21 protein-coding genes and 1 tRNA gene are annotated in these 16,965 nt (G+C 53.2%); 8 read left to right on the forward strand and 14 right to left on the reverse strand.

Features of this window, described 5'->3' with window-relative positions; all coding sequences use genetic code 11:
- Window positions 1-155: 155 nt before the first annotated feature.
- A complete protein-coding gene (locus tag V7680_RS00490) occupies window positions 156-1,103 on the forward strand; it encodes a hypothetical protein (RefSeq protein ID WP_335651320.1) in 948 nt (315 codons plus the stop codon).
- Window positions 1,072-1,497 (forward strand): hypothetical protein, encoded by a 426-nt coding sequence (locus V7680_RS00495; RefSeq protein WP_335651321.1) that lies wholly within the window; start codon window positions 1,072-1,074, stop codon window positions 1,495-1,497. Before V7680_RS00490 ends, V7680_RS00495 begins: the two co-directional genes overlap by 32 nt.
- A gap of 122 nt (window positions 1,498-1,619) precedes the next feature.
- Here the strand turns inward: V7680_RS00495 and V7680_RS00500 are convergent.
- The 5 genes from V7680_RS00500 to V7680_RS00520 all read right to left on the reverse strand — a co-directional run bounded on the left by V7680_RS00500 (window position 1,620) and on the right by V7680_RS00520 (window position 4,145).
- Window positions 1,620-1,696 (reverse strand) — tRNA-Arg (locus V7680_RS00500).
- Between the two features lie 44 nt (window positions 1,697-1,740).
- A complete protein-coding gene (locus tag V7680_RS00505) occupies window positions 1,741-2,235 on the reverse strand; it encodes a DUF1178 family protein (protein WP_335651322.1) in 495 nt (164 codons plus the stop codon).
- Window positions 2,232-3,065 (reverse strand): carbon-nitrogen hydrolase family protein, encoded by an 834-nt coding sequence (locus V7680_RS00510; RefSeq protein ID WP_335651323.1) that lies wholly within the window; start codon window positions 3,063-3,065, stop codon window positions 2,232-2,234. The genes V7680_RS00505 and V7680_RS00510 overlap by 4 nt, the downstream gene beginning before the upstream one ends.
- A gap of 6 nt (window positions 3,066-3,071) precedes the next feature.
- Window positions 3,072-3,329 carry a glutaredoxin 3 gene (gene grxC / locus V7680_RS00515; protein ID WP_335651324.1) on the reverse strand — a complete coding sequence of 86 codons (258 nt, stop codon included), beginning with the start codon at window positions 3,327-3,329 and terminating at the stop codon, window positions 3,072-3,074.
- A 78-nt stretch (window positions 3,330-3,407) separates the two neighbouring features.
- On the reverse strand, window positions 3,408-4,145 hold the full coding sequence (locus V7680_RS00520) for a ComF family protein (RefSeq protein WP_335651325.1): 738 nt from the start codon (window positions 4,143-4,145) through the stop codon (window positions 3,408-3,410).
- A gap of 39 nt (window positions 4,146-4,184) precedes the next feature.
- Here V7680_RS00520 and V7680_RS00525 point away from each other — a divergent pair, with 39 nt between their 5' ends.
- Window positions 4,185-5,063, forward strand: a complete 879-nt coding sequence (locus tag V7680_RS00525) for a methyltransferase domain-containing protein (RefSeq protein ID WP_335651326.1) — start codon at window positions 4,185-4,187, stop codon at window positions 5,061-5,063.
- Here V7680_RS00525 and V7680_RS00530 read toward each other — a convergent pair.
- Window positions 5,060-5,482 carry a (deoxy)nucleoside triphosphate pyrophosphohydrolase gene (locus V7680_RS00530; protein WP_335651327.1) on the reverse strand — a complete coding sequence of 141 codons (423 nt, stop codon included), beginning with the start codon at window positions 5,480-5,482 and terminating at the stop codon, window positions 5,060-5,062. The genes V7680_RS00525 and V7680_RS00530 overlap by 4 nt on opposite strands.
- Before the next feature lie 92 nt (window positions 5,483-5,574).
- On the opposite strand from V7680_RS00530, the gene V7680_RS00535 reads away from it, so the two are divergent.
- Both V7680_RS00535 and V7680_RS00540 read left to right on the forward strand, forming a co-directional pair.
- A complete protein-coding gene (locus V7680_RS00535; RefSeq protein WP_335651328.1) occupies window positions 5,575-5,748 on the forward strand; it encodes a Flp family type IVb pilin in 174 nt (57 codons plus the stop codon).
- A 112-nt stretch (window positions 5,749-5,860) separates the two neighbouring features.
- Window positions 5,861-6,046: a Flp family type IVb pilin gene (locus V7680_RS00540; RefSeq protein WP_335651329.1), complete on the forward strand. Its 186-nt coding sequence runs from the start codon at window positions 5,861-5,863 to the stop codon at window positions 6,044-6,046.
- An 86-nt stretch (window positions 6,047-6,132) separates the two neighbouring features.
- Here the strand turns inward: V7680_RS00540 and V7680_RS00545 are convergent, their stop codons facing one another.
- The 4 genes from V7680_RS00545 to V7680_RS00560 all read right to left on the reverse strand — a co-directional run bounded on the left by V7680_RS00545 (window position 6,133) and on the right by V7680_RS00560 (window position 11,515).
- Complete coding sequence (locus V7680_RS00545; RefSeq protein ID WP_335651330.1) at window positions 6,133-7,608, reverse strand: M48 family metalloprotease; 1,476 nt, start codon at window positions 7,606-7,608, stop codon at window positions 6,133-6,135.
- Window positions 7,609-7,755: 147 nt separating this feature from the next.
- Window positions 7,756-8,703, reverse strand: coding sequence for an acetyl-CoA carboxylase carboxyltransferase subunit alpha (locus tag V7680_RS00550; RefSeq protein WP_335651331.1), 948 nt, complete (start codon window positions 8,701-8,703; stop codon window positions 7,756-7,758).
- 31 nt (window positions 8,704-8,734) lie between these two features.
- Window positions 8,735-9,631 (reverse strand): tyrosine recombinase, encoded by an 897-nt coding sequence (locus V7680_RS00555; RefSeq protein WP_335651332.1) that lies wholly within the window; start codon window positions 9,629-9,631, stop codon window positions 8,735-8,737.
- 39 nt (window positions 9,632-9,670) lie between these two features.
- On the reverse strand, window positions 9,671-11,515 hold the full coding sequence (locus V7680_RS00560; RefSeq protein ID WP_335651333.1) for a hypothetical protein: 1,845 nt from the start codon (window positions 11,513-11,515) through the stop codon (window positions 9,671-9,673).
- Between V7680_RS00560 and V7680_RS00565 the strand changes: the two genes are divergently transcribed.
- The 3 genes from V7680_RS00565 to aroB all read left to right on the forward strand — a co-directional run bounded on the left by V7680_RS00565 (window position 11,505) and on the right by aroB (window position 13,423).
- A complete protein-coding gene (locus V7680_RS00565) occupies window positions 11,505-11,636 on the forward strand; it encodes a hypothetical protein (protein WP_335651334.1) in 132 nt (43 codons plus the stop codon). The two genes, V7680_RS00560 and V7680_RS00565, sit on opposite strands and share 11 nt — an antisense overlap.
- 180 nt (window positions 11,637-11,816) lie before the next feature.
- Window positions 11,817-12,326, forward strand: coding sequence for a shikimate kinase (locus V7680_RS00570; protein ID WP_335651335.1), 510 nt, complete (start codon window positions 11,817-11,819; stop codon window positions 12,324-12,326).
- Window positions 12,323-13,423: a 3-dehydroquinate synthase gene (gene aroB, locus V7680_RS00575; RefSeq protein ID WP_335651336.1), complete on the forward strand. Its 1,101-nt coding sequence runs from the start codon at window positions 12,323-12,325 to the stop codon at window positions 13,421-13,423. The genes V7680_RS00570 and aroB overlap by 4 nt, the downstream gene beginning before the upstream one ends.
- Before the next feature lie 21 nt (window positions 13,424-13,444).
- Here the strand turns inward: aroB and V7680_RS00580 are convergent, their stop codons facing one another.
- From V7680_RS00580 to V7680_RS00595, 4 genes are all read right to left on the reverse strand, one after another.
- Entirely contained in the window at window positions 13,445-15,211 is a 1,767-nt protein-coding gene (locus V7680_RS00580) for a monovalent cation:proton antiporter-2 (CPA2) family protein (protein WP_335651337.1), read from the reverse strand.
- Window positions 15,212-15,213: 2 nt separating this feature from the next.
- Window positions 15,214-15,651 (reverse strand): iron-sulfur cluster assembly scaffold protein, encoded by a 438-nt coding sequence (locus V7680_RS00585; RefSeq protein ID WP_335651338.1) that lies wholly within the window; start codon window positions 15,649-15,651, stop codon window positions 15,214-15,216.
- Window positions 15,648-16,151 carry a CvpA family protein gene (locus tag V7680_RS00590; RefSeq protein ID WP_335651339.1) on the reverse strand — a complete coding sequence of 168 codons (504 nt, stop codon included), beginning with the start codon at window positions 16,149-16,151 and terminating at the stop codon, window positions 15,648-15,650. Before V7680_RS00590 ends, V7680_RS00585 begins: the two co-directional genes overlap by 4 nt.
- A gap of 30 nt (window positions 16,152-16,181) precedes the next feature.
- A partial coding sequence (locus V7680_RS00595; protein WP_335651340.1) for a magnesium chelatase domain-containing protein occupies window positions 16,182-16,965 on the reverse strand: 784 nt, incomplete at its 5' end.

Consider the following 16,965-nt stretch of genomic DNA (forward strand, 5'->3'; position numbering starts at 1 on the left):
AAAATTTACTCCTTAGTGATGTGAACTAAAGCGCAATCGCCAAGATGAGCGCCCCAGACCAGATGCCCCGATAAGCGACACAAACTTGTGGCATTTTCTTCGTCAGTTAAGAAAAACTCTATCGAACGATCTGTCCGATTTCCTTGGGAGACAGATTGACCTGTTGGAAGATTCTGTTAGACAAAGATTATCCTTTAACAACTGCAAAAAGTACATTGTCGACAATTATTTCAACAGCACTGTTTTGGCCTGAATCTGTCAAGATGAAACTTGCCGGAAAAGCGTCTTCAATACTCACCCAACTTCCCACCCGGTCAGTTTTTCGGCTTGCAGCAATAGCAGTGCGCAAACCAATGAATGGCAGAACGGAGAATGACAAACGAGCTATTCGTGCAGTTCTAAAGATACTAGCTGGAAAAACGGTTGCAGCGTTAATGTGCGTTTGTCTGGCGTTAGTATTTTATGATTTCACATATCTTATTCTTCTCGTACCATTTTTTATTTTCCCATTTATTGATTGGAATTTTTGGGATCAGGAATTGGAAATAGAGCTACGGCGTGAATTGAACCTTCGGCAGCAAGAATTAGGTATTATCACGGCAGATTTAGAAATACAGCGCCGCCAGATGTCGTCTGCAATATTTGATCAAATTTGTGCTAAAGTACTCAAAGGATTTGGCTTTTCTGTATCTGATAGTACCAATCTATCTGCTGGAAAATCAATCCAATCAAATGAACAATCAACAGTTGAGAGAACTCGAAATGGTTCTCTTGATGGAGGCCAGTTCGCAGTTGTTTCTGAAAAGGAAGCACAGTCTATGGCCGAGATTAACATTGCAAATATTACAGAGCTTCAAAATCATGCTCTAGAAATTGCTAACCGAGGGAAACAGTTCTATAAAAATCTTCCTGCCAACCTGATAGATGAAAATCAGGGCAGGTGTATAAGAATAAACGTCAATACAGGCGAATACCTAATGGGGGACGATCGACTTGAAATTCATCAGCAATGGTCGAGAAAATTCGACAACAGTATTCCTAGTTGGAACGCAGTGATAGGAGTTCCAACTTATGGCGGAAGAGCTAATAGGTTACTACAGTGATCTAAACCAACCAATCGTCCCAATCTTAACGATTGCGGGTTCAGAATCAACCACGCCATTTATGATCGATACCGGTGTAAATGTCGAGTTGCTGGCGCCAATGGAGTTAGCATTAGCTTTAAAGTGGCAGATTTCTAGTCAAATCGAAGACGTCGTAATGGCTGATGGCACCGTTGCTCAAGCGGTTCTGGCATTTCCCTACATCCAATGGCATGGCCTTGTCCGACAATGCGAAGCCTTGGTCTTGTTAGAAAATCCTTACGAAGAAGGTAATAAACCAAAAAGAAGGAATCCTAGACAGGCCTATGATGGTTTCGTTGGGATGGGTTTGCTGCGAGGGAACGTAATTGGATTCGAACCAAGTATTGTGAGAATTTCTAAAGGGACGCGTTAGCTGTCCCTTTTTTTTTGATAAACCCCAAAAAATGTAACCGCAAGGCACGAATTATATAGAGCCTATACCGAGCCTAACCCAATCGAGATTTCACAAATTTCCATCTAACTCATTGAAAAGATTGGTGCGCCCGACGGGATTCGAACCCATGGCCCCCAGATTAGGAATCTGATGCTCTATCCGACTGAGCTACGGGCGCATTGTGATTGCGGGTTTAGCCACATTGATCGGAGCACGCCAGAATCAATTTTTGGATTCGGGAGGTAACACAGGCAAAGGCAGCGCTAGCGCTGCGATACCCTCTTCTACCAATTCGGCAACCTCATCCTGTGATGCGGTCCCGTGTATGGGTTTCTCGTCCGCGTCGCCATAATGGATATCGCGGGCCCGACTGGCGAATTTGTCGCCGACCCATTCCGAACTGGCGAGAAGCTTCTCCTGCGCCTTGGCCAGCTTGCCAATGATTTCCCGATATTCTGCAGGCACAACTGGTTTGTTGCTCACTGGCTTGGCAGCATTGCCCTCAGATTGGTCCGCGGCCGGTTTGGCAACTGCAGGCTGCTGATTGCCTTTTCGGCCGAGGTTGGGGGCCATGGCTGCTTTCGTGATATTTGTGCAACCGCACAGCGGACAATCCAGCAATCCTCTATTCTGTTGATCTTCATAATCCTTTGAGGACCCGAACCAGCCCTCGAAACGGTGCTCTTCATCAGCGCAGATCAAGTCGAAGACGATCATGTCAATTTTGCCGGCAGCTCGAATTTTTTGCGATTGGCCACAGCAGGAACGCGGGAACGCACCTCCTGCACTTTCCTAAAGTCCAATTCACAGAAATCCAGCCCGGTCGTCTCACTCATATCGAGCAAAACTTCGCCCCAGGGATCGACCACCATCGAGTGTCCATAGGTCGAGCGGCCGTCTTCATGCCTGCCAGATTGGGCCGCCGCGACGACAAAGGCACCGGCCTCAATCGCGCGGGCGCGCAGCAATATTTCCCAATGGGCTGTTCCGGTCGGTACCGTAAATGCTGCCGGAATGGACAATAAGTCGGCACCGGCGTTGGTCAAAGCTTCGTACAAGCCCGAAAACCGGACATCATAGCAAATCGACAAGCCCAGCGTTGCTCCCGGGATCGCAGCCACGACCGCATTTTTCCCGCCGGCATAAGCGGAGGATTCCCTTAAAGATTCGTCAGGGCTAATGTCGACATCAAACAAATGGATCTTGTCATATCGGGCGGAAATTTCACCATCGGGACTGATCAGATAGGACCGATTGACCCATTTCTCTCCCGGCCTGTCGGAAACCTTCATGGCAAGCGAGCCAAGCTGCACCCATATCCTCGCCTTTTTGGCTTGTGACCGGGCTGCCAACAGAACGACATCATCTGCTTCATTCCGGATCACATTCGCGGCTCGCGACCGATCCCTGTCCAACAATCCGGTCATTTCTGGCGTAAAAATTATCGCGGCACCGCCAGCAGCAGCTTCTGCGATAAGCGAAGCGAGCTGCCGACCATTCTCATGCGGGTCAATCCCGCTGCACATCTGGGCTACCGCGATTTTCAAGATTGATCAGCCCGCCAAAAGCACATCGAGTTCACCGGATTGGTCCAAAGCTGCAAGATCGTCCGACCCCCCGATATGTTGGTCATTGATGAATATCTGGGGGACTGTGGTACGGCCGCCAGATCGCTGGATCATTTCCTCGCGCTTGGCACCGCCCATGGTGATGTCGGTTTCCTCGAAGCCCACATCCTTATTTTTCAGCAGAGCCTTGGCCCGGAAACAGAAACCGCAGGTGAATTTTGTATATATTTCAATTTTCGGCATATTTCGTTCTTTCTACCATTAGTCTCGAAATGGGCTGCCGGTGGATGGAATTCAAGCAATCCCAAACTGCACTAGAAACTAGCCATTTTCGGCTTCGCTTATAACCCGGGCCCAGCAGAAAACGAGAACTTGTTTCGCCCCGGCTTTTTTGAGCAGCCGAGCACAGGCACTGCTTGTCGATCCGCTCGTGTAAACATCATCAACCAACAAGACCGACTTGCCAGATATCGCTGCACCCAGGTTGTCTCCTAAGGTAAATGCCGCCTCGACGGTCCTCCGCCTCTGCTTGCCAGTCATGCCTCTTAATGGAGGGGTAGCCTTGCGGCGGCAAATGACATTGTAATTCATCCCGATACCGGAGCTTCGAGAGAGCTCTCGGCCGATCAGAACCGACTGGTTGAATCCCCTGCGCCACAAACGTGACCGGTGGAGAGGCACCGGAACGATGATTGCATTATCGGAAGATTCCCTGACGAACTTTTGCAGGTGCTCGGCAATCAGCTTCGCGAGCCCCAGGCGGGTACCATATTTCAGGCGCATCGCGATGAGCGAGCTCAGGTCATTGTAGCGTACCACCGACCGGACCCCATCGTGCACCGGCGGCTCAATCAGGCATTTTACGCAAAGACTGACTTCAGGACCATCGAAGGCCAGCGGCAAACCGCAAGCTGCGCACCACGGCTTGACCAGAAAATCCAGTTGCTGCCAGCATGACAGGCAGAAACGGTTATCCGCTTCCACTGTGACCCCGCACACTGGACATCTTGGCGGCAAGGCAAAATCGATCAAGGGCTTGAATATGGGCGGCAACGGCATTTGATCTTTTTGTCGAGCACTCCTAAAGCCGCAAGACACATGACCGATACAGTCAATATTCCTGAAGTTTTTAACCGCAATAAAAGACGCATCGTCCGTGATCGCGCCTTTGCACGGGAAAATGGTGACGATTTTTTTTCACAGATCATGGTCGAGGAAATTCTCGAACGCCTTGATGTGGTCAAACGCACATTCCGGCGAGCGCTGATAATCGGGCTCCCGGCAAGCAAGCTTGGAAGAGAATTACAAACGCGCGGCATTAAAGCGGTATTCGCGGATTCCAGCGCCCGAGTTGCCAAATCACTCGGCGGCGTAATTTGCGACGATGATCGATTGCCCTTCGCCGATCACAGTTTTGACCTGATTATAAACATAGGCTCCCTCGACACCGTCAATGACCTGCCGGGCGCGCTTGTTTTATGCCGGAGAATATTGGTTCCCGATGGGTTATTATTGGCAGCCTTGATCAGTGCAGAAAGCTTTCCCTCACTCAAATCCGTGATCATGGAAGCCGAGGGCGACCGGGTATCGGCACATATTCATCCCCAAATCGATGTCCGGACAGCGGGCGATCTCTTGACGCGTGTCGGGCTGACCTTGCCAGTGGCAGACAGCGACAACTTGCGCCTGAACTATTCAAGCCTCGGGCGTCTGATCTCCGATATCAGGGATGTCGGGGGCAGTAATATCATGACCAACAACCACTCCGCCATCGGTAGGAATGTCTACAACCGCATTCGAACCTTGTTTGCCACGCAAGCCGAACCGCACGGGAAATTCTCCGAAACCGTGACGATATTGTATCTCTGCGCGTGGGCACCTCACCCTGACCAACCGAAACCCGCGCGGCGCGGTAGTGGGCAAGCGTCCCTGACAACAACTCTCTCCCGGGCCGACAAAAACCATACCGACGACTAAACGGGGTCCCGAAGGCTGTTTGACAGCATTTGGACCAATGGGCCGTCTGCCGGCGGCATCGGAAGATCATGGATCTCTGCTACCGGTAGCCATTGCAGATCCAGCGAGTCGGGGCTTTCAACATGCCCTACCCACTTGCGACATATATATAGAAGCAGGATCAAATGTTTCTCCGCTAAAGGCTCGCTGGCGAAGGCAAGCGGTTCGAGATCCTGCGCTTCGACAATGATACTCAGTTCTTCGTTCAGCTCGCGAATCAACGCGACTTCAGGAATTTCCCCGACCTCAACCTTGCCTCCAGGAAACTCCCAGAGGCCAGCCATTGGCTTACCTTCCGGCCGCTTCTGCACCAGAATTCTGCCCTTCTGATCGATAAGAGCAGCGGCAGTGACAAACAGATATGTCGGATTTTTTTCCAATTTTTTATGCGATGTAAGGATTTTGTTAATCCATTTCTGTGAAACCGGTGTTGTTCACGACTTAGCAGAACTTTATCCGCGGAGAGAGAAACATGACTAATCTTTTTAAAAAATTATCTCTTTCTGAATCGGGTGCGACGGCTGTTGAATATGGTTTGATAGTAGCTCTCATCGCGTTGTCCGCGCTAATTGCGATTTCCGGTGTTGCTAAATCGACCACAAATATGTGGAGCGATGTTGCCAGTGAGGTAACGCTAGTTTCATAAAACGCGGCCGCACTTAATCTTTTGGTAAGGTTTCTACTCTAGTCTGTTGAATATTGGACATAAAACATGTTCAATTGGGTAAGTGAAGTTTGTCAAATCTAGGAGACCAGACATGAAAATCGTACGTAAATTGTTCAAGAATGAAGAAGGCGCGACCGCCATTGAATATGGCCTGATTGCAGCTCTCATCGCTGTTGCAGCTATTGTTGCAATGGGTCAATTGGGTAACACTTTGAAGAACACGTTCAACAAAGTTGACACCGAAATGACCAAAGGCAACAACAACGCTGGTGCCTAAAACCGGTTAAGCTTTTCGGAGCAAAAAATGGACGGCAGCCTGAAAGGGCTGCCGTCTTTTTTTATGCGCCGACCAATCGACAACGATCAGTAAGTTATGATTTTGACCTTTTGTCCGGCCCGCAATCCGTCGGTCGCCCGCAGTTGATTGAGCACCAGGAACCGATCCTGCTGAAGATCCGAATAGGCCATCCGCGATGACAGGCTCGAAATTGTGTCGCCACTTTTCACGGTAACGACATCGACCTTACGCGGTTTGATCGCGGCGGCTTGAGTTGCAGAAAGCCTCGCAATACTTTGATACATTGACGAAAAAACCGAAGCATTCCCGGCCGGCGCAATGGTTGTGAAATGAAACGCGCTGTTTTTCGAGAATTCATAAGCAAAAACAGTCACGTCAACCTGACCATTGTTGCTATCAACCCGCGCGGTCGCATAGGAAGCCGGTAACCCGTTCACAGTTGTTTGCTGGATGGCGCTGCGAGAAATGGATTTTCCTTCGCCCGCTAGTTTACTAAAGGCGGCATCAATATAGGTCGTCATATTTCCATTATATGCAGCGGTCGTAAACTGTCCCTGCCCACTTGATCCGCTAATCGAGACTGCACGAGCGCCATTTTGCATCGAGAAACCACTTGGAATGGTAAATTTGAGCTTCAAATCCGGATGCAGAAAGCTATTCCCTTCGATCACGCCTTGCTTCGGATCGTCTCCGTACAAGATTCCATCGAGTTTTTGCAGAAACCGGTCCCGGTTGCGAAGCCCGCCTGCACCGGTCAATTTGCTGGCATTTGTTGCCGCCCGCGATACGCGGCGCGCGGGATCGGGGTGGGTGCTCGCCCACTCCGGAGCACTGCGGGCATCACGGCCCGCTGCTCGCACGTCAATCGCCGATTGCGCAGCCAATGAGTATAACATTGTTGAAAGAGCCTGCGGGTCATAGCCCGCCGAACCGAGATAGCGAATCCCCAAGTCGTCTGCTTCATATTCCTGTTTGCGAGAATATTTAAGGGTCAGCAGCTGGCTGCCGGTTCCGAAAACTTCCTGCCCAAGCCGTCCGATAGCAGAATCGCCCAACAAAACCTGGGATCCGATTTGACCCAAAATGCCCAAAATACTGTTGCGCGTCGCAGCCTTTTGCCGCTTTTCGCTGTGTCGCGCAGCAACATGACCGACTTCATGGCCCAGAACTCCAGCCATCTCGGCCTCATCATTCATCAACGCCATCAATTGGCGCGTGAGATAGACATAGCCTCCTGGAATGGCAAAAGCGTTGTTCGCCGGGCTGTTAAGCAGCGTTACGGTAAAGTCACTGCGCGCGTTGCCCAAGCCCGATTGCACAGCAATATTTTGTCCGACTTCCACGACATAGGCAACCTGAGGACCGGTGTATGCACCGCCAAATTCCTCCAGCAGCTGTGGATGGGCCTCTGCACCTTTCTGCTTTTCCGCTGCCGATATCGACCGAGCTTCGCCCGACTGACTTCCCGCAGAATCTACCGCACCAGCCCCCGCGCCGCTTCCGGTGCACGCCACTAAAGCGATGACTCCAGCTGCACTCATAAATCGTGTCGTCAATCGTGTCGAAAATTGTCTCATATCAAGCTCCTCATAGTCGCAGTGTATAAGAACGGATCAACGGGTAAAGGGTTCCACCTGTAAAATGACGTTTCAACCGCGTCAGCCAACGCAAATTCTAGATCGTCTGGATCAAAGCGCGCCAATTTGCAGGAATTTTTCACGACGCAATCTGCGCAACGCTTCGCGATCGAACTTCTCGAGCTCCGCAAATTCTTCTTCAATAACCTTACTCAGTGTTGCAATCGCCAATTTCTGGTCACGGTGCGCGCCGCCGACGGGCTCCATCACGATCCGGTCGATGACACCGAGTTTCTCCAGATTCTGAGCGGTAATTTGCATTGCATCCGCAGCAATATCGGCCTTGTCGCCCGTGCGCCAGAGAATCGAAGCACAGCCTTCAGGTGAGATAACCGAGTAGACGGCATGCTCAAACATTAACACGCGTTCCGCCGCAGCTAAAGCGACGGCGCCACCCGAGCCGCCCTCTCCCACAATAATTGCGATCATCGGGACACCAAGCGAAAGGCATTTTTCAGTCGACCGAGCAATTGCTTCGGCCTGCCCCCGTTCCTCTGCCGATACGCCCGGAAAGGCTCCCGATGTGTCAACCAAGGTCAATACTGGAAGCGAAAACCGATCAGCCATGTCCATCAGGCGAATGGCCTTCCGATAACCTTCCGGCTTTCCCATCCCGAAATTGTGCCGCAAACGGCTTTGTGTATCATCACCCTTTTCATGGCCGATAACAACCATTCGCCGGTCACCCATGCGAGCAAATCCGCCAATAATGGCCTGGTCGTCGCCAAAATTCCGATCACCGCCGAGCGGCAAAAACTCGTCGAACAGGCCGACTACAAAATCTTTGAAATGCGGGCGTTCCGGATGCCGAGCGACCTGCGTTTTTTGCCAGGGAGTCAACTTGGCATAGGTATCGGCCAGCATTTTGGCTGACTTGTTCTGAAGCTTTTCAATCTCCGCTTCAATATCCAGCGAGCCTTCGCTCGCCGTGTCTTTCAGTTCAAGAATACGGGATTCGAGGGCCGCAATTGGTTTTTCAAAATCGAGATATGATGTCATGAAAAAGAGTTAGAACCGGACAGCCGAAACGTCAACGCGCGAGATTGCGTTGGCTCAAGGGATGGCGATTATTTACCAGCTCAACCAGACGCGCGCTGTCGATATGCGTGTAGATTTGCGTCGTGCTGATGTCACTATGGCCCAACAGGGTCTGCAATGCCCGTAGATCAGCCCCTCCTTCCAAGAGATGGGTCGCAAAAGCATGACGCAAAACGTGCGGGCTAATATTTGCAGGGTTAATCCCGGCCTTGACCGCAAGTTCCTTGATAATCTGATATAGCCTGATCCGACTTATGTGGCTCTTTCGCGAAGGAAACAGCCAGACTTCCTTGGGCTCAACAAATTCCATCCATCGACGCACAGCAACACGGGCCTGTTGCGAAATAGGGACCAGTCGTTCCTTTCCTCCTTTTCCCTTGATGATAAGAAAAGGCTTGTCGCCAGAAAGTGACGAACGTTGCAAGCTTACCAGTTCACTTGCCCGGAGACCGGAGCCGTAAAGCAGTTCCATGATCGCCGAAAGCCGGAGGGCGGGAGGTTTAACTGGATCGCAATCCAATCCCTCGGCAATCAACCGGAAAAGATTTCCTATTTCGGCATGGGACAGGGTCTTGGGCAATGAACGGACGACACCTGGGCGGGGTAGCGCATTGGACGGATCATTCTCCCGAAATCCTTCTTCCACGAGAAATCCGAAAAAACGCCTCAGGCTCGATGTTTTGCGAGCAACCGTGCTATTCTGCAAATGACGCCAACGAGATGGCAGTTTTTTGATCAGCTCCCGGTCTGCACAGGACAGGCTACCGCCCATTATCGCCGACGCTTGTTCCAGATCCGTCCGATAAGCCGATAACGTGTGCCGAGAGGCGCCGGTCTCAGCGACGAGCATTTCAAGGAAGCGTTCAATCAGATTGGCATCATCACTCATAGCGCTCAAGAATAGCCCTCACAGCCTGCGATGCAAAGCTTATGTCCGTGACAAGGCTTCTGCAGCAATCATGCGCGCTTCTGGCTCCAGACCGACGCGTTTCAAACTTTGCATGATGTGAAATAGGTGCAACGGCGACATTGCGCGCCAGTCCCGGCCTTGCATACCGACTGCAACAAGTAACGCCACGGTACCTTGCTGGCCACGGCGAGCGGCCGACTGGATTGCTCGCGTCCATCTGGTCGAGCGGTTGAAGTCAACCTCCAGATCATTGGCAAAATCGTCAACTGTCTCTTGATCGGCTCGTCCCAAGCCAGCAATCGCCGCCAGTAAAAATTTGCTGCGGAGCTGCTCTTCACTAACGTCATTGCTGCTAAAGTCACCGAGCGCGTCATATGAGACCGGAATATTCCTGCTCGGCGAAGCCACGGCTAACAGAGCCCAACTGTCACTTCCCTCATCGACAATTTCCGCCCATCTGACGGCACTGCGATCGAGGCCGGCGGAAAGCATTGAAGCGATAAGGTCTGCACTTTGTTCGTCAAGCTCAGTAGAGGGGCGAATTTTTGCAGCTGCGCGAGCGGTCAATATCTTTGCCGAATATCGCGTTAGCGCACCTTTGGACCGGCCCCATAAATCGCGCATCGCTGCAATGCGGGTTTTCGCATTATCGTTGGTATAGGCTTGACGCAACGTCGACGCCAAAGCCTTCCGGTCGGCGCTGGCTTCGGGATCATCATATGCTGCCGAGTAGAGATCAACCATCGCCTGACTGGAAAATACGCCCATGGCGGCTGCGGTATCTGCGGCTTTCATCCGCGAATCCATCGAAAGCATAGGTGCCCGTGCACGCCAACCCTGTACGTGGCGGCCAGCTTGGGCATAGAGACGATCCGGTGCTTCAACGCCGGTAGCCGCGCCCAAACCAAAGCGCCAGTTATTGAAAAATTCGATATCATCCCAGAGGATTGAAACAGCGCCGCGACCCTCGAAACCGGCGCCAATCGTCTTTTCCGCTAGCAAATAGTCGATTCCTGTAGCCGCTTTGTCGCGTCTCGCTTGCCGCAGCAAGCTGCTCGCCCTGCTTTGCTCGCCCGAAAGAGATGCACAAATGGGTCGGAACATTACCCATGTCGGCGCCTCGCTAACGCGCGCACCACCATCGACAAGCGGACAGATACCGGCCGGATCCGCGGTCGCCAAATGAGCCTGCATGGCTACTTCATAAAGACGTGGAGTAAAATTATCACCGTCGACTTTCAAAACCAGCGAGCGAGCGGCATCGGCTTCGCCCATCAACAGCAACCGCCAAGCCCGTTCGGCAGTCCAATCCGCCGGATTAACATTCTCGGGGCTGGTAACCTTGCTGAGCAACGCGCGACGGAGCAGTATTGAACCCCAGCGAGAAATGATCGGCCCATTCAAATTTTTGATCAAGTTGGTCAGATATTGACCACCTTCATCGCCAAAGGCACCAGTCGGCAGGCCATTGGTTTGTGGCGTCAGCACGCCGATTTCTAACATCGACCGCCGCTCTCCTGCGGATAGACGATATTGGGGCTGGAGTGCGTCATCCAGCGCATTCAGATCAAGTTCTCCATTTTCGTCGAGCTTAAGCGCCGGCAAATTTGAGTCGATTTCCGCAACAGTCCGATCTTCAACAGTCCTGCCCGGCGAATCGCCCGATTGAGGAGGGGCGGGCCGTGCTGAAACCGGCCCCGGCGCTGGTGTCGGTGCTACCACCGGTGCGGGGCTAGGAGTAGGAGCAGGATCGCCAAAACCTGGAGGAAGCAAAGACTCTGGCGAGTTCTGTCCCAATACCGGAAGCGCGACAAGAAGCGCACCAAGGCTCACAGCGGCGAAAGAAATATGCTTGATACGCATTCGCATCTTATTGCAGATCATCACCAATTACGGGCTTTTCAACCGGTTGCAGCGGCTGTTCGACGTCCATCGACGCAAAAAAGAAAGCCGCGCCGATCAAGATCACGACAAACAGAATTAAATATACTAACTGACGCGGCATTGATGTGGTTCAATCTTTCGAACGGTTAAAAAACTAGCATAATCAGCATTGGAAATTGCACCCGTAGCTAACCGCTGTATAGCCTTTGCCCCAATGGACAAAAACATTAAAGCCTCTTTCGACAATTCAGCAGGAAATTCCGGTGAAAGACCTGATTCCGTGGCGGACCAGTCGATTGTGCTTGTCGGATTGATGGGTGTGGGCAAAACCACAGTGGGTCGCCGCCTGGCAAAACAGCTGGGTCTTGGCTTTGTGGACGCCGATGAGGAAATCGAACGGGCAGCGGGCCTTACAGTCGAAGAAATTTTCGACCGCTTCGACGAAGACTATTTTCGCGATGGAGAGCGGCGCGTCATAGCCCGCCTGATCGAAGGAAAACGTCAGGTTATTGCCACTGGCGGCGGCGCATTTATGAACGAAGAAACCCGCGCGTTAATTCTTGAAAAGGCAATTGCGATCTGGCTGGACGCGGATATCGACACTTTGGTAAAACGTGTTTCGCGGCGCAACACCAGGCCGTTGCTCAAATCCGGTGATCCGGCGAAGATTCTGGCCGATCTGGCCGCGAAGCGAAATCCGGTTTATGCCACCGCACATATTCATGTCATGGGCAATGATTCGCCCCATGAGACAACCGTAGACAAGATCATTGAGGCATTGCAGCGTTGACCCAAATCACTGTTGAATTAAACGATCATAGCTACCCGATATTGGTTCAGCCCGGTGCTCTGGAACTGGCCGCTACACATCTCGAGAAATTCGCCAATAACCGCCGGCTATTCGTTCTGAGCGATGAGAATGTCGGCCCACAAATATTGCCGAAACTGGAACAAGCCTTTGACGGCAGCGGAATTGAACTTGTCGTCAGAAGCCTCCCTGCAGGAGAAGCGAGCAAAAGTTGGCGTCAGCTGGAACTGGTAACCGACTGGCTTCTGTCCGAAGGCGTCGAGCGGTCCGATACGCTAGTGGCGCTTGGTGGCGGCGTCATAGGAGACCTTACCGGATTTGCCGCGTCTATCGTCAAGCGTGGGTGCGGATTTGCCCAGATACCGACCAGCCTGCTTGCGCAAGTCGATAGCAGCGTCGGTGGCAAGACGGCGATCAATAGCGCTGCGGGAAAGAATCTGATCGGGCATTTCTATCAGCCCCGGTTCGTGCTGATCGACCCCCTGGTGCTGAACAGCTTGCCGGATAGAGAATTGCGGGCAGGTTACGCCGAAGTCGTCAAATATGGATTGATCAACGATGCCAATTTCTTCGCCTGGTGCAAAGCCAATAGCAGCAAACTACTGCGCCGCGATCCGGAGGCTCTTAGCGAAGCGATCACCCACAGCGTCCGAGCCAAAGCCCTGATCGTCGCGGAAGACGAGAAAGAGCTCAGCGGTCGCCGCGCTCTCCTCAATCTCGGCCATACTTTCGGTCACGCATTAGAGGCAGAAACCGGCTTTTCGAACAAGCTGGTCCACGGTGAAGCGGTCGCAGCGGGCATGGCGCTTGCATTCGCATATTCGGTCCGGCGCGACCATTGCGACGCTGCGGATGCGGAACGAGTCGCCGCGCATCTGAAGTCTGTGGGCCTGCCTTACAACCTCTCAACTGCGTCGGTTCAGGCATCGGGCAAGCGACTGGTCGGCCACATGATGCACGACAAGAAAATGAGCGGCGGTACCCTGCCCTTTCTGCTCGCCAACGGCATCGGCAAGTCATTTCTGGCGCAGGACGTGGATCTGGAAGATGTCGCGGCGTTTCTGGACGAAACGGACTAACCCACTTCGGCAAATCGCCGATCAGAATTTCTTGACCGGATTATTTTCGAACCTGAGCTCCGCACCGGCTAGCATGTCACCGCCGGATTTCATTTGCGCTTCCAGCCGGTCGCAATCGCGCTGACGGAATTCTTCGTCAATCTCTTCGATCAGGCTGCTGTCTAGATCAATCGCGAACATCGTCTGCCGCGCGAGATGGATCGCTGATTCAAACATCTCCCGTTTCATCCCGACAATGCCCAGCCCCTTAAGCGCGATCAGCTGACGGCGGTCGTAAACCCTGACAAACATCTTGGTTTCCGGAAAGGATTGAATGATCGGGCGCACTTGTTCGGGGCCGAAGTCCGGATCGTCCATGCAGAACACAATGGCATCCGCTTCATGCGCTCCGGCACGGCGAAGCAGATCGACGCGGGTGCCATCACCATAGAAGACCTTGGCTCCGAATTGCTGGTGCACGTCAATCTGGTCAGGTTTGATATCTATCAGCGTCAGCGGGATTTTTGCCGCCATCAGCACTTGCGATACCGTCTGTCCAAAACGCCCCTGCCCGACAACAATGACTGACGCCCGGTCAGCATTGCCCGGGTCCTCGAGGTTCGCTGAAGATTTGCTCGGCGCGTTGCCAAACCGCCGCGCGAGCAGCATCAGAAAGGGGGTGGTTGCCATTGAAATTGTAATGATCGCTCCGAAAAGACTGCTCGCCTCAGGTTCGATCAAAAGCGCTTTTTCAGCCTCGGAAAACAGTACAAAGCCGAATTCTCCACCTTGGCTGAGCAGCATGCCCATCGCCAGCGCCGGATTGGTGTCCATACCGAACAATTTGCCGAGTCCGAAAATGATCGCGATCTTGACCGTTACCAACGCGACAGCCGCACCGATTACGAAGCCGGGATTTTCGATTACTACATTGAGATCGAGCATCATACCGACAGCAAGAAAGAAGAAGCCGAGCAATAGCGACCGGAACGGATCAATGTCTGCTTCAAGTTCGTGACGATAGGGTGAGTTAGCGAGCATGACCCCGGCAATGAAAGCGCCCAGAGCGGGAGAAAGCCCGATAAATTCCATTAGCGCTGCCCCGCCGAAAACGGCCACTAGACCGGCCACGATGAACAGCTCGCGCTCGGCGATTCTGCCAATCACTTTCAGCAACGGTTGCAGCAGATATCTGCCGGTGGCGATGAGACCGCCAATTGCGAGAATGGCATAGATGGCGGTCAGCCATCCCGATGGCCCGCCTTCGTCCTGCGGGGCGCGCGACAGCGCTGCAATTATCGTCAGCAGTGGAATGATCGACAGATCCTGAAACAGCAGGATCGAAAAGGCTTTTTCACCGGTCGGGGTGTTGAGCCGGCCCGAGGATTGCAGCATCGGCAAGACCTGAGCGGTCGAGGAAAGCGCCAGCGGCAGGCCGATAGCGATCGATGCCGCAAGCGTGAAATTGGTTGTCGCCATGATCAGCAGGAACAGCGCGATCCCGCACAACACGACCTGACTCATGCCCAGCCCGAAAATTGCCTGGCGCAAGCGCATAAGACGCGCAGGGGCGAGTTCCAGTCCGACAATGAAAAGCAGCAGGATGATCCCGATTTCGGAAAATTCCAAGATAGTCCCCGCGTTGCTGATCAACTGGAAACCCTGCGGGCCGATCAATACTCCGGCGATCAGATAGCCGAGAACCGCGCCGATGCCAAAGCGCCGAAACACCAGCACCATGACCAGCGCGGCGCCAAGCATGACGAAGCCGCCCAGCAACAAGTCGGCCATATGGGTTTCTGTTTCCATGATCAGGCAGCCTTTCGTTTGGCGGCATCGGCAAAGGCCGCGATCAGCGCATCATAGGGGAGCAGGATAGCGCCATGACGGCCCTGATGGTCTTTGGCAACGATCAGCTTATCCATATTTTGCCATTCTCCCGGAGAATCCGCTTTGCCGGCAAAAAAATCAATCAGTCCGGAGCGAGTTCGGGCGATGTCGGTCACCGTCCGGCCTATTGCTTCAGCGCCCAATATGGCTGCCGAAGCCTGACCGAGCGCACAAGCATTTATCGTTAAACCCAATTGCTCAAGCGTTTCATCATCTGAGACAATCACATCGGCTATTACCATGCTTCCGCAGGTGCGGGATCGCTGCTCGGCGCTTCCGTCCGGGCTTTCAAGCCGCTGCTGGTGCGGAATCGAGACCGCGAGACGCAAAATGTCACGCGTGTACAAGGCCTCGCTCATTCGCCCGTCTCCGCAGCCTCGTCCTCCGATATCCCCGGATCTTTGACGAAATCGACCATCGCATTTCCGCTGGCGTTGAGCAGCGGATAGGTGCGTGATTCCGCCAGCCATTCCGGTCTTGGCGTTTCGGCACCATAGATGCTGTCATAGACCAGAACCACCATCAGATAGAGCAAGGTCGCGCCGATCAATCCCTTGACCATACCAAAGCCGAATCCGAGCACCCTGTCGATCGGACCGAGCATGGATTTGCGCGATCTCGCTCCGATGGATCTGGCAATCCAACGGCCCAGCGCATAGGTCACAATTGCTATCGAGGCGAAAGCGAGTACCGATGCGCCACTCTCGCTGCCAACCGGCTCGATCAGGCGATCACTAATCGGCGTATGCAGCGTCCGAACACCGATAACGACCAATATCCAGGCGCCCAGAGAAAGCGCCTCCTGAACGAAGCCTCTAAGGAAGCCGAGGACCGCAGCACCGCCCATTAAAATGAGCACAAAAATATCTAAACCCGTCATGAGGCCTAGCTAGTCACGACCAAGCATATGGTCAACGAGATTGGCGAGTTTGGCAAAATGCAGCTTCTTCATACCATCGCTGCTTTTTTCGCCGGAAGCCGGTATAAGCGCGCGGTCAAAGCCGAGTTTGGATGCTTCTTTCAGGCGAAGCGGAGTGCGCGAGACCGGCCGGATTTCGCCAGACAGGGCAATTTCACCGAATATAACGGCATCGCTGGGCATCGGTCTTTCAGCATGAGCCGAAATCAGTGCCGCTGCTACGGCCAGATCGGCAGCGGGATCCGTGAGCCGGTAACCGCCTGCGACATTTAGATAAACTTCTGCACCGGAGAAACTGAGCCCGCACCGCGCTTCCAATACCGCCAATATCATCGCCAGCCGCGAACTATCCCATCCGACCACGGATCGACGGGGAGTTGCGCCACTCGCAAGCCTGACCGTGAGCGCCTGGATTTCCACCAGCACCGGCCTAGTGCCTTCCATCGCCGGAAATACCGTCGCTCCGGTGACTTCCTCGCTGCGGTCGGTCAGAAATAACGCGGAGGGGTTGGTCACTTCCGTAAGTCCCGCTTCTTCCATCGCAAACACGCCGATTTCGTCGGTTCCACCAAAGCGATTCTTGATCGCCCGCAAAATTCGATATTGATGGCTGCGCTCGCCCTCGAAGCTCATCACCGTGTCGACCATATGCTCCAGCACGCGTGGACCGGCGATACTGCCATCCTTGGTGACATGGCCGACGAGCATCACCATCGTGCCATGTTCCTTGGCGAATTTGATAATTTCCTGCGCC

The organism is Parasphingorhabdus sp. (assembly GCF_036963705.1).
In the GTDB taxonomy this organism is placed as follows: Bacteria; Pseudomonadota; Alphaproteobacteria; order Sphingomonadales; family Sphingomonadaceae; genus Parasphingorhabdus.